We start from the raw sequence: 12425 nt of genomic DNA, 5'->3' as shown, positions 1-12425 counted from the left end.
CAGTGGGTTCAGCGCTTGGTCTGCAGCTTGGCAAAGGCTGCGGCCATCGCATTGCCGCCACTGGGCGCCGCAGCGGGTGCGCGGCCAGGGGCCGGGCGCTCATGGCGTGCGGCCGGGCGGTAGCTGTTGTCGGCCTTGGCGGCGCCGCGGGGGGCCGGCGCGGCATCGAGCTTCATCGTCAGCGAGATGCGCTTGCGGGCCAGGTCGACCTCCAGCACCCTCACCTTGACGATGTCGCCGGTCTTGACGACCTCGCGCGCATCGCTGACGAACTTGTTGGCCAGTTGGCTGACATGGACCAGGCCGTCCTGGTGCACGCCCAGATCGATGAAGGCGCCGAACTGCGCGACATTGGACACCGTGCCCTCCAGCACCATGCCCTCGGTCAGATCCTTGATGTCCTCGACGCCGTCATTGAAGCGCGCCACCTTGAAGTCCGGACGCGGGTCGCGACCCGGTTTCTCCAGCTCGGTCAGGATGTCCTTGACCGTGATCGCACCGAACTTGTCGTCGGCAAAGGCCTCCGGCTTCAGCGCGCGGATCACATCACTCTTGCCCATGATGTCGGCCACCGGGCGCTGCACCGCCGCCATGATCTTCTGCACCACCGGGTAGGTTTCGGGGTGGACGCCGGTCAGGTCCAGCGGGTTCTCGCCATCGCGGATGCGCAAGAAGCCGGCCGACTGCTCGAAGGTCTTGGGGCCCAGGCCCGTGACGGCCAGCAGCTGCTGGCGATCTTTGAAGGCTCCGTTGGCATCGCGCCAGCGCACGATGGACGCGGCCACGGTGCCCGACAGGCCCGAGACCCGCGCCAGCAGCGGTGCCGAAGCGGTGTTCAGATCCACACCCACCGAGTTCACGCAGTCCTCGACGACGGCGTCCAGGGTCTTGGCCAGCTCGCTCTGGTTGACATCGTGCTGGTACTGGCCGACGCCTATGCTCTTCGGATCGATCTTGACCAACTCGGCCAGCGGATCCTGCAGGCGGCGCGCGATCGACACGGCGCCGCGCAGCGACACATCCAGGTCCAGCAGCTCCTTGGAGGCGAACTCGGAGGCCGAGTAGACCGAGGCGCCAGCCTCGCTGACGACCACCTTCTCGATGATGGTGCCGGGCGCAAGCTGCTGGATGCGCTTGATCAGGTCGGCGGCCAGTTTGTCGGTCTCGCGGCTGGCCGTGCCGTTGCCGATCGCGATCAGATTGACGCCGTGCGTGGCCACCAGGCGACCCAGCGTGTGCAGCGAGCCCTCCCAGTCCTTGCGTGGCTCGTGCGGGTAGACGGTATGTGTGTCCAGCACGCGGCCGGTGTCCGACACCACGGCCACCTTGACGCCGGTGCGTATGCCCGGGTCCAGCCCCATCACGACGCGCTTGCCGGCTGGTGCGGCCAAGAGCAGATCGCGCAGGTTCTCGGCGAACACCTTGATCGCCACCTTCTCGGCCTCCTCGCGCAGGCGCGAGAACAGATCGCGTTCCAGACTCATGCTGAGCTTGACCTTCCAGGTCCAGGCCACGGTCTTGCGGATCAGGGTGTCGCCGGCCCGGCCGGCGGGGCTCCAGCCCAGGTGGCGGGCGATGCGACCCTCGGCCAAGCCGGGCTGGCCGGCCACGATCTCCTCGTCCAGCACCAACTTGGCATCGAGAAACTCCTGCGTGCGGCCGCGAAACACCGCCAGCGCGCGGTGCGAGGGCACGGTACGGATGGGCTCGGCGTAGTCGAAATAGTCGCGGAACTTGGAGATGTCCGGGTTGTTCTCGTCCTTGCCGTCCATCAGCTTGGACTTGAACAGGCCCTCGGCCCACAACCATTCGCGCAGCTTGCCGATCAGCAAGGCGTCTTCGGCCCAGCGCTCGCTGAGCAGGTCGCGCACGCCGTCCAGCACGGCGAAAGCATCGGCAAAGCCCAGTTCCGCGTTGACGAAGGCCGACGCCTCGGTCTGCGGATCCAGCGTCGGGTCGGCAAACAGCTTGTCGGCCAGCGGCTCCAGGCCGGCCTCGCGGGCGATCATGCCCTTGGTGCGGCGCTTTTGCTTATAGGGCAGGTAGAGGTCTTCGAGCTCCTGCTTGGTCGGCACGGCCAGGATGGAGGCCTGCAGCTCCGGCGTCAGCTTGCCCTGCTCCGCGATGCTCTTGAGCACGGCGGCGCGGCGGTCCTCCAGCTCGCGCAGATAGCCCAGGCGCGACTCCAGCTCGCGCAGCTGGATGTCGTCCAGGCCGTCGGTGACTTCCTTGCGGTAGCGGGCGATAAAGGGCACGGTGGCGCCGCCATCGAGCAGCTCCACCGCCGCGTTGATCTGGGCCGGGCGAACCTTCAGTTCGGCGGCAATTTGAAGCAGGATCTTGTCCAAAACAGCGAAAGCCAAGGCTAAATCTTGAAGCGCGCGAGTGTGCCACAGGGGTGGGGCGGGGTCGGCACCCAGGGCTCAGGCGGCCAGCCAGCGCCGCTGGCCGGCGATGCGGCGCAGATCGCTGAAGCGGGTCTCGCCCCGCTCGCGCAAGGCCGGCCACAGCCGCAGCAGCAACTCGGCCGTGGCCAGGGTGTCGGCGGCCGCCTGATGGCGCTGTGCGCAGCGAATGCCGAAGTGCGCCATCCACTCGTCCAGCGAGCGCCGCCGCCCCTGGGCATGCAACACGGCGGCCACCGGCTCCAGGTCCAGCCAGCGGTTGGGCAGGCGGCGGCCCAGCAGCCGGCCCATCTCGCGCTGGATCATGCCCTCGTCAAACGCCGCATGGAAGGCCAGCAGCGGCGCCGCGCCGACCCACTGCTCGAAGGCCCGCAGCGCCGTCGCCGGCTCGACGCCGCCGCGCTGGGCCGCCAGGCCGATGCCGTGCAGCAGGATATTGGCCTTGTAGTCGGCCGGCACGGGCCGGGCCTCGTCCTGGCGCAGCAGGATCTCGAAACTATCTCCCAGCAGGATGCGGGGCTCGGGCCTGAGCTCCACCGCGATGGCCGCGATCGCCAGCAGTCGGTCGCGTTCCAGGTCCAGCCCGGTGGTCTCGACATCGAGCACCACCCAGCGCTGCTGTGCATCGACGCTGCCGCGGCCTGTCAGGCGCTGCCACCAGCCGCTCATCGCAGATAGTCCAGTTCCAGGCGCTGCTGCAGGCGACGCGCCACCTTGTAGCTCTCCTTGAGCACACGCCGGTCGATGTCATTGAGTTCGTCCAGCGCGATCCAGTTGGGATGAGTGGTATTGCCCTCCATCTGCACCCGCAGCCTGAGCATCTGCAGGAACTCGAAGGCGCCGACCCAGCCCTCGCGCTCGTGCGCGGGCGCCTGCAGCACCCGTCCCAGGGCCTCGAAACGGGCCCGGGTGCCGGTCTCGGCCACGCCATGGGCCAGCGCGTAGAGCCGGGCCACATCGACAAACAGGGCCGTGCCGCCGAGCTTCAGGTCCACACCCTCGCGGCCGCCGATCTGCTGGGCCTCGACGGCACCCAGCCAGTTCAGCGGGGTACGGTTGCGCAGCGCGTTCTCGGCCATCTGCCGCATGAAGCGCGGCAGCCGCGCCGCATGGTCGCTGACCAGGGCGCGCAGCGGCCGCGCCAGCCTGGCCTCCCCCCAGATCGGCCGAAAGTCGAAATAGATGTTGGCCTTCAGCAAATCCTCCGGCGCGCCGTGTTCCATCCAGGCGCTGAAGGCTTCCAGCCACTCCTGCGGGCTCAGGCAGCAGGCCGGATTGCTGGCCATGACCTGGCCCTTGCACAGCGGGTAGCCGCAGGCATCGAGAGCCTCGTTGGCCGCCCGCGCAAACGCCAGCCAGCGCGGCCGGTCAGCGGCAGGGTCGCTGCTCTCGAATATCAGGCCGTTGTCCTGGTCGGTGGCAATGGTCTGCTCGCCGCGCCCCTCGGAGCCAAAAGCCAGCCAGCAGGCCCGGCCCATGTCCAGCCCATGGGCTTCGGCCAGCAGCTGCAGCAGGCGCTGGGTCAGCACATCATTGAGATGGGAGATCAGCTCGGTCAGCTGCCGCGCGGCCACGCCCTGGCCGAGCAGATTGCGGGCGAAGCGGCGGATGTCCTGGGCCACCACGCGCAGCGTGTCCACATCCTGGGCATTGCGTATCGCCGTGCTGACCTGCTTGAGCGACAGGCGCTGCATCGCGAACAAATCGCGCTCCGAGACGATGCCCACGACCGCCCCTCCCTCGCCGAGCACCGGCACATGGCGCAGGCCGTGGCGCGACATCAGCAGCGCCGCGTCCTGGGCCGTGTCATCGCCGCGCAGGCACAGCACCGGCGTACTCATGACTTCCGAAATCGGCCGGCTCAGCGGCAACTGCGGCAGGGTGATGCGCGCCAGCACATCGTGGCGGGTCAGGATGCCCAGCGGCGCGCCGGCGGCGTCCAGCACCAGCACCGAGCCGATGTGTTGCTGGTGCATCAGCAAGAGGGCCTGCGCCAGCGGGGTCTCGGGCGCGACGCCGGTCGGTGATTTGCGGGCCAGCTGGGCCAGCGGCGTCTCCATCGACTGCTCGGACAGAGTCTGCGAGGAGTAGGCCACCTGCAGCGCACGGCGCGATAGCGCCAGAAACTGCGCGACGCGGCGGTTCAGGAAATCGGCAAAAGGCGCGCTCACCCGGGCCAGTCCATGCACTTCGGCCGCCGGCAGCAGCAGGCAGAAGGTATCGCCCTGCGAGGTGTAGGTGGCGGTGACGGCGCGCGCGCCCATCAGCGCGCCGACCGGGAAGAAATCGCCCGGTTCGAAATGAAAGCCGCCGGTGGCCTCGGCGATGCCGCGCTGGGCCGTCACCGCCCCCTGGCGAACGAACAGCAGATGCTCGACCGGCCCCTGCTCGGGTGACAGCAACAGCTCGCCGGGTCCGTAGTAGGCCTGGCTGGCGGCAGCCAGAAAGCGCTCCACATGGGCGGGCTCCATCTGGGCAAACGGGGCATGCGCGCTCAGTTCGCTGCGCAAGTGACCCAGCAGACTGGCGGACGGCGTGACGTGGGAGGCATCAGTCATGCAGCGATCATTCATGAAAAAAGCCCCGCAGCAAGCTGCGGGGCCGATTCAGATCAAGACTTGATCAAAGAAGCATCAGGCCTTGCCCAGACGCAGGTCGGGGTAGCGCACATGCTCGACCAGTCGCTGCGTGTCCTGGCTCGGTGCCGGCGTCAGCAGGCTGACGATGATGATCACCGCAAAGCCCAGCGGCACGCCGAACAGGCCGGCCGAGATCGGCAGGATCCCCCACCACAGCTCGATCGGCGAGGTCACGCCGAACACGCCGCGCAGCCAGGGCTGGGTCGTCACCATGTAGTAGAAGGTGATGCCCAGACCGGCCGCGATACCCAGCGACGCACCCCATTTGTTGGCGCGTTTCCAGAACACCCCCAGCACCAGGGCCGGGAAGAAGGCAGCGGCCGCGAACGAGAACGCAGCGGAGACCAGGAACAGGATGTCGGCCGGCTTCTGCGCCGCGACATAGGCCGCAGCCAGCGCCACCACCAGCAGCAGCACCTTGGAGATGGTGACGCGGCGGGCGGTCGAGGCGTTCGGGTCGATCATCTTGTAGTAGACATCGTGGCTCAGCGCGTTGGCGATGGTCAGCAGCAGACCGTCGGCGGTGGACAGCGCCGCCGCCAGACCGCCGGCCGCGACCATGCCCGAGATCACATAGGGCAGGCCACCGATCTCCGGCGTGGCCAGCACGATGATGTCGCCGCCGATTCTCATCTCGCCGAGCTGGAAGATGCCGTCCTTGTTGATATCGGCCACCGCCAGCAGGGCCGGGTCGACCTTGGCCCAGTTGTTGATCCAGGCCGGCAACTGATCAAACGGCGTGCCCACCAGCACGGTGAAGACCTCGTACTTGACCAGCACGGCCAGGGCCGGCGCGGTGAAGTAGAGCAGGAAGATGAAGAACAGGCTCCAGGTCACCGACTCGCGCGCCTCCTTGACCGAGGGCGTGGTGTAGTAGCGCATCAGGATGTGCGGCAGCGCGGCCGTCCCCACCATCAGGCAGAACACCAGGGCCAGGAAGTTGCGGCGCGATTCGTCGAAGGTCTTTTTCGCCTTCTCGTCGCCATTCGGATCGCCGGCAAACTGCTGGCCGTGGGTCGGCATGCCGGCCAGCGGCTTGGCGCGCGCCTCGTTGGCGGTCTTGCCGGCCGTCCAGGCCTTCTTGGCGTCGGCCTCGTTGGCCGGCACGGCCGCCAACGCCTTTTGCGCCGCCTCGACCTCGGCCGCCGGGGCATTGGCCGCCTTCAGCGCGGCCAGCTTGCTCTCGGCCGCAGCCTTGTCGGCGGCCATCGCGGCCGGCACATCCTTGAGCTTGGCATCGAACTCGGCCGCGCGGGCCTTGAAGATCTCGATGACCTCCTGCTCCTTCGGATCGGCCTTGATCTTCTTCTCGGCTTCGCTGACCTTCTGCAGCTGGTAGCCGTAGATGGCCTGCGGCACCGGGATATTGGTCTGCTTGACCGACAGCCAGATCACCGGGATCAGGTAGGCAATGATCAGGATGATGTACTGGGCCACCTGGGTCCAGGTGACGGCGCGCATGCCGCCCAGGAAGGAGCAGACCAGGATGCCGGCCAGGCCGACGAAGACCCCGATCTCGAAGGCCAGACCCGAGAGCCGCGCGGTGATCAGGCCCACGCCGTAGATCTGCGCCACCACATAGGTGAAGGAGCACAGGATCGCCGCCGCCACACCCAGGATGCGCGGCAGATTGCCCTCATAGCGCGCGCCCAGGAAGTCGGGAATCGTGAACTGGCCGAACTTGCGCAGATAGGGCGCCAGGAACAGCGCCACCAGGCAGTAGCCGCCGGTCCAGCCCATGATGAAGGCCAGCCCGCCGTAGCCGGTCAGGTAGAGCGTGCCGGCCATGCCGATGAAGGACGCGGCGCTCATCCAGTCGGCGCCGGTGGCCATGCCGTTGTAGATCGCCGGCACCCGCCGGCCGGCCACGTAGTACTCGCTGGCATCCGAGGTGCGGCTCATGAAGCCGATGCCCGCATACAGCAGCACGGTGGCGATCAGGAAGATGAAACCGATGTACTGGCGCGGCAGGCCCATCTGCTCCAGGATCGCCAGCGCGATGATGAAGACGATGAAGCCGCCCGTGTACCAGGTGTAGACCTTGTTGAGCTGCTTTTTGAAAGCAGCGTTGGAATTGGCACTGAAGGTGCCGCCTGCGCTTGAGGGTGTTGAGCCTGCCATGTCATTCGTCCTCGGCAACGCCGTGTTCCTGGTCCAGCCGGTTCATAGTCCGCGCGTAGTACCAGATGATCAGGCAGTAGACGATCAGCGCGCCCTGGGATGCAACCCAGAAGCTGAACGGCCAGCCAAAAAAGGTGAAGTTCAGTTCGCGGGCGTAAAAGCCCACGACGAAGGTCACCACGAACCAGATCGCCAGCAGAACCCCGGTGATGCGCAGGTTCTTTCGCCAGTACTGGTGATGTCTTTCGGATAACTGCATCGCTGTCGTCTCCATCGCGTTGTAAGCAAGGCCGACCCGCCTGGCGGCGGTCCGGGCACCGATGCGTCCCCCTGCGCCAACAGCGCGCAGCCTGCGTGGGAACGCCCGTCAGGCGAGCAGGCCGGTCTCGCGCTCCAGTTGCGCGGCGACCTTGGGCTCGAAGCCCTTGAGGTGGGCGATGATGCGCCGTGCCTCGTCGGGCTCCTGACGGTCCACATGCACCCGGGCCAGCTGATACCAGCCGTAAGGGCTCATGGGTTGCAGTTCGGTGTTGCGCTTGAGGGCAGCGAGCGCCTCCTCGAAGCGTTGCATGCGTATCAGGCACAGGCCCAGGCCATACCAGGCCCGGTCCAGCTTGGTATCCAGCACCACGGCCTGGCGGAAGGCGGCCTCGGCCTCTTCCAGCCGGCTCTCGGCCTCCAGCAGATAGGCGAGGTTGAACCAGTCGCCGGCGCTGCGCTGCGGCGCCAGCGCCACCAGGGCCTGCAGATCGGCAATCGCCTCGCCGCGCGCGCCGCGCTGCGAGCGCAGATGGGCACGGCTGGCCAGGGCATAGCTGTCCTGCGGCCAACGCCGCAGCATCTCGTCGAAGATCCGCTCGGCCTGCTCACGGCGACCGAACACCAGGGCGGTGATGGCGCGCAGCTTCAGCAGGCGATAGGGCCAGGTCTTGCCGGATTGCTGGGTGTTCACTGACATTGCGCCACTCCGATCTGCAGGCAGAGATTGATCTTGACCACCGTCACCACCAGCCACAGGCTCAGCATCAGCAGGAAGGCGGCCAGCGGGATGTGGCGGTCCAGCACGACGCGCGGGCTGATCGCTCGGGTCAGCTTCACAAAGGGCTGGGTCAGCACCTGCAGCAAGCGGTAGAAGAAATTGCCTTCGCGCTTCTGGCCGGCCAGCAGGCCTAGCAGCCATTGACCGGCCATCGCCAGTAAGGCGATCTCGGCGATCAGCTTTAAGGATGATGTCAGCAAAAGCATGGTGGGTCTCGCGGGCGCTGACCGCACTGTGCGACCGCAGCGCTTACAGATTTCTGACAAACACGCCCCACCCTGGGGCAGCCCCACTATCGATAACCCTCAAAGCGGTGGCGGCGGCCTCGGCATACCGGGAAATCCCGTGCGGTCGGCCATGTAAAAATAGCGCGCTTGCGAGCGCTCCCGCGCCGGCAACCCAACCACGGAATCCCATGGACATCGAACGCATCAACACCATCGGCGCCAGCCTGGCCGACCTGACAGCGCGTACTGACGCGCTAAGGGGGTATCTTTGACTACGACCGCAAAGCACTGCGGCTGAACGAGGTCAACGCCGCGCTGGAGAACCCCAGCGTCTGGAACGAGCCCAAGCGCGCCCAGGAACTGGGCAAGGAAAAGCGCACGCTGGAAAACGTGGTCCAGACCATCGACCACCTCACGAGCAATCTGGCCGACAACCTCGAGCTCTACGAGATGAGCAAGGCCGAGGACGATTTCGCCGGCCTCGAAGGCATAGCGGCCGATGCGGCCAAGCTGGCCGAAATCGTCGAGCAGCTGGAATTCCGCCGCATGTTCAACAACCCGGCCGATCCGCTGAACTGCTTCATCGACATCCAGGCCGGCGCCGGTGGCACCGAGGCCTGCGACTGGGCCGGCATGCTCTTGCGCCAGTACCTGAAGTACGCCGAGCGCAAGGGCTTCAAGACGACACTGGAAGACCAGACCGACGGCGACGTGGCCGGCATCAAGAGCGCCACGATCAAGGTCGAGGGCGAGTACGCCTTCGGCCTGCTGCGCACCGAGACCGGTGTGCACCGCCTGGTGCGCAAGAGCCCCTTCGACAGCTCGGGCGGCCGCCACACCAGCTTTGCCTCGCTGTTCGTCTACCCCGAGGTCGATGACTCGATCGAGATCGACATCAACCCGGCCGATGTGCGCACCGACACCTTCCGTGCCTCCGGCGCCGGCGGCCAGCACATCAACAAGACCGACTCGGCGGTGCGCCTGACCCACATCCCGACCGGCATCGTCGTGCAGTGTCAGGACGGTCGCAGCCAGCACAGCAACCGCGATGTCGCCTGGAAGCGCCTGCGCTCGCGCCTGTACGACCATGAGATGCGCAAGCGCATGGAAGAGCAGCAAAAGCTCGAGGACACCAAGACCGATGTGGGCTGGGGCCACCAGATCCGCAGCTATGTGCTGGACCAGAGCCGCATCAAGGATCTGCGCACCAACTACGAGACCTCGGCCACGCAGAAAGTGCTGGACGGCGATCTCGACCAGTTCATCTCCGAGAGCCTGAAGCAAGGCGTCTGAGAGCGACGAGACACCCGGCGCCGCGCGCCGGGCCACACAACAACATTGAGAACAAGCACCATGCGTGAAGGCTCTGCCACCTTGATCCGCCGCGAAGACTATCTGGCGCCGACCTTCTGGATCCGCACGGTCGATCTGACCTTCGACCTCGATCCGGCCAAGACCCTGGTCACCAGCAAGATGCAGCTGGAGCGCAACCACGCCGTGCCGCACGGCCCGCTGCGCCTGCACGGCGAGGAGCTGAACCTGCTGCGCGTGCTGATCAATGGCGAGAGCGTGTCCTTCCGTCAGGAAGGCGGCGAGCTGATCATCGACAACGTGCCCGACGCCGACTTCGCGCTGGAGATCCGCAACAGCTGCGCGCCGGACAAGAACACCACGCTCAGCGGCCTCTACACCTCGGGCGGTGGCTTCTTCACGCAGTGCGAGGCCGAGGGCTTCCGCCGCATCAGTTATTTCCTGGACCGCCCCGATGTGATGGCGGTCTACACGGTGCTGCTGCGCGCCGACAAGGCCAAGTACCCGGTGCTGCTGTCCAACGGCAATCTGCTGGAGGCCGGTGATCTCGCCGGTGGCAAGCACTTCGCCAAATGGCATGACCCCTTCCCCAAGCCTTCCTATCTGTTCGCGCTGGTGGCGGGCGATCTGGTGGCGCGCGAACAGCGCGTGCGCACCCGCGCCGGCAAGGACCATCTGCTGCAGGTCTATGTGCGCCGCGGCGATCTGGAGAAGACCGAGCATGCGATGAACTCGCTGATCGCGTCCATGGTCTGGGACGAGGCGCGCTTCAAGCTGCCGCTGGACCTGGAGCGCTTCATGGTGGTCGGCGTGTCCGACTTCAATATGGGCGCGATGGAGAACAAGGGCCTGAACATCTTCAACACCAGCGCCCTGCTGGCCTCTCCGGCCACGGCCACCGATGCCGACTTCGGCCGCATCGAGTCCATCGTCGCCCACGAGTACTTCCACAACTGGACCGGCAACCGCGTCACCTGCCGCGACTGGTTCCAGCTCTCGCTGAAGGAAGGCCTGACCGTGTTCCGCGATCAGGAGTTCTCGATGGACATGGCCGCCACGCCCAGCGCGCGGGCGGTCTGCCGCATCCAGGATGTGCGCGGCCTGCGCGCGATGCAGTTCCCGGAAGACTCCGGCGCAATGGCGCACCCGGTGCGTCCCGACAGCTATGTGGAGATCAATAATTTCTACACCGCGACGGTCTACGAGAAGGGCTCGGAGGTCGTGCGCATGTACCAGACCCTGGTCGGCCGGGCCGGCTTCGAGAAGGGCATGAGCCTGTACTTCGAGCGCCATGACGGCCAGGCCGTGACCTGCGACGACTTCGCGCAAGCCATCGCCGATGCCAACCCGGGCTCGGCGCTGAGCACCCGGCTGGACGCGTTCAAGCGCTGGTACAGCCAGGCCGGCACGCCGCGCGTGCAAGCCCGCGGCAGCTACGACGCTGCGGCGCGAACTTACACGCTGACGCTGACCCAGAGCAACAAGGGCCAGCCCCCGCAGGTGATCCCGGTCGTCACCGGCCTGCTCGGCCGTGACGGTACCGCCCTGGCCGAGCAGCTGCTGGTGCTGGATGAGGCCGAGCAGCGTTTCACCTTCCAGGACATCGCCGTCGAGCCGGTGCCCTCTTTGCTGCGTGGCTTCTCGGCCCCGGTGCTGCTGGACGACGGTCTGAGCGACGCCGAACTGCTGGTGCTGCTGACCCATGACGCCGATGCCTTCAACCGCTGGGAGGCCGGCCAGCGCCTGGCGTTGAACCGCATCCTTGGCGCGGTGCGCAGCGGCCAGCCCTTGCAGCTGGACACGGCCTTCATCGCCGCGATGCGCGCGGTGCTGAACCACGCCGAGCTCGACGCCGCCTTCAAGGAGCTGGCCCTGACCCTGCCGGGCGAGGCCTATATCGCCGAGCAGCTGGAGGTGGTCGACCCGCAGGCCATCCATGCCGCCGTCGAGGCCGCACAGATCCAGCTCGCCGCCGCGCTGCGCGAGGACTGGGTCGCGGCCTTTGAGGCCAACCAGATCAAGGGCGGCTACACGCCCGACCCGGTGTCCTCGGGCAAGCGTGCGCTGGCCAATCTGGCGCTGGCCATGCTGGTGCTGGATGCGAAAGCGCAGAGCCGACCCGATGCCGGCGTCTGGCTGGGCCGCGCCTACCAGCGCTTCAAGGACGCCGGCAATATGACCGACCGCCTGGGCGCGCTGGCCGCCCTGGTCAACGGGCATGCCGAGCTGGCCGAACCGGCGCTGGCCAAGTTCCACGCGCTGTTCAAGGACGATGCGCTGGTGATCGACAAATGGTTTGCGCTCCAGGCCCGCGCCGCCGAGCACGGCGGCCGTACCTTCGCCAAGGTGCGCCAGCTGCTGCAGCACCCCGACTTCAGCCTGAAGAACCCCAACCGCGCACGCAGCCTGATCTTCTCGCTGTGCCTGTTCAACCCGGCGGCCTTCCACCGGGCCGACGCGGCCGGCTATGTGTTCTGGGCCGAGCAGGTGCTGGCGCTCGATGCGATCAACCCGCAGGTCGCCAGCCGCCTGGCGCGCGGCATGGACCGCTGGACCGCGCTGGCCGAGCCCTACCGCAGCGCTGCCCGCGAGGCGATCGCCCGCGTCGCGGCCAAACCCGATCTGTCCAACGATGTGCGCGAGATCGTCGAGCGCGCACTGGCCTCCGGTTCCTGAAGACTCG

The 12425-nt window shown here is 67.0% G+C and carries 9 protein-coding genes; 2 read left to right on the top strand and 7 right to left on the bottom strand.

Annotated elements, in window-relative coordinates; translation table 11 throughout:
- Window positions 1-8: 8 nt before the first annotated feature.
- The 7 genes from O5M90_RS25225 to O5M90_RS25195 form a co-directional block, all read right to left on the bottom strand.
- Window positions 9-2348, bottom strand: a complete 2340-nt coding sequence (locus O5M90_RS25225; RefSeq protein WP_269839068.1) for a Tex family protein — start codon at window positions 2346-2348, stop codon at window positions 9-11.
- Between the two features lie 75 nt (window positions 2349-2423).
- Complete coding sequence (locus O5M90_RS25220; RefSeq protein ID WP_269838959.1) at window positions 2424-3074, bottom strand: 3'-5' exonuclease; 651 nt, start codon at window positions 3072-3074, stop codon at window positions 2424-2426.
- Complete coding sequence (locus tag O5M90_RS25215; RefSeq protein ID WP_269838960.1) at window positions 3071-4963, bottom strand: DUF294 nucleotidyltransferase-like domain-containing protein; 1893 nt, start codon at window positions 4961-4963, stop codon at window positions 3071-3073. Before O5M90_RS25215 ends, O5M90_RS25220 begins: the two co-directional genes overlap by 4 nt.
- A 75-nt stretch (window positions 4964-5038) precedes the next feature.
- Window positions 5039-7165 carry a sodium:solute symporter family protein gene (locus tag O5M90_RS25210; RefSeq protein WP_269838961.1) on the bottom strand — a complete coding sequence of 709 codons (2127 nt, stop codon included), beginning with the start codon at window positions 7163-7165 and terminating at the stop codon, window positions 5039-5041.
- 1 nt (window position 7166) lies between these two features.
- A complete protein-coding gene (locus O5M90_RS25205) occupies window positions 7167-7424 on the bottom strand; it encodes a DUF4212 domain-containing protein (protein ID WP_262970889.1) in 258 nt (85 codons plus the stop codon).
- A 108-nt stretch (window positions 7425-7532) separates the two neighbouring features.
- Window positions 7533-8123: a tetratricopeptide repeat protein gene (locus tag O5M90_RS25200; RefSeq protein WP_269838962.1), complete on the bottom strand. Its 591-nt coding sequence runs from the start codon at window positions 8121-8123 to the stop codon at window positions 7533-7535.
- Window positions 8114-8410 carry a hypothetical protein gene (locus O5M90_RS25195; RefSeq protein WP_137943987.1) on the bottom strand — a complete coding sequence of 99 codons (297 nt, stop codon included), beginning with the start codon at window positions 8408-8410 and terminating at the stop codon, window positions 8114-8116. Before O5M90_RS25195 ends, O5M90_RS25200 begins: the two co-directional genes overlap by 10 nt.
- Window positions 8411-8619: 209 nt before the next feature.
- Here O5M90_RS25195 and prfB point away from each other — a divergent pair.
- A protein-coding gene (gene prfB / locus O5M90_RS25190) for a peptide chain release factor 2 (protein WP_137943988.1) occupies window positions 8620-9724 on the top strand; the annotation gives its coding sequence in 2 pieces (ribosomal slippage) (window positions 8620-8700 and window positions 8702-9724; 1104 coding nt in all).
- A gap of 60 nt (window positions 9725-9784) precedes the next feature.
- Window positions 9785-12418 carry an aminopeptidase N gene (pepN, locus tag O5M90_RS25185; protein ID WP_269838963.1) on the top strand — a complete coding sequence of 878 codons (2634 nt, stop codon included), beginning with the start codon at window positions 9785-9787 and terminating at the stop codon, window positions 12416-12418.
- Window positions 12419-12425: the final 7 nt, after the last annotated feature.

Source organism: Paucibacter sp. M5-1, from assembly GCF_027498415.2.
In the GTDB taxonomy this organism is placed as follows: domain Bacteria; phylum Pseudomonadota; class Gammaproteobacteria; order Burkholderiales; family Burkholderiaceae_C; genus Roseateles_E.
Note: the sequence above shows the minus strand (reverse complement) of the source record. Positions and strands in the feature narration are given on the sequence as shown.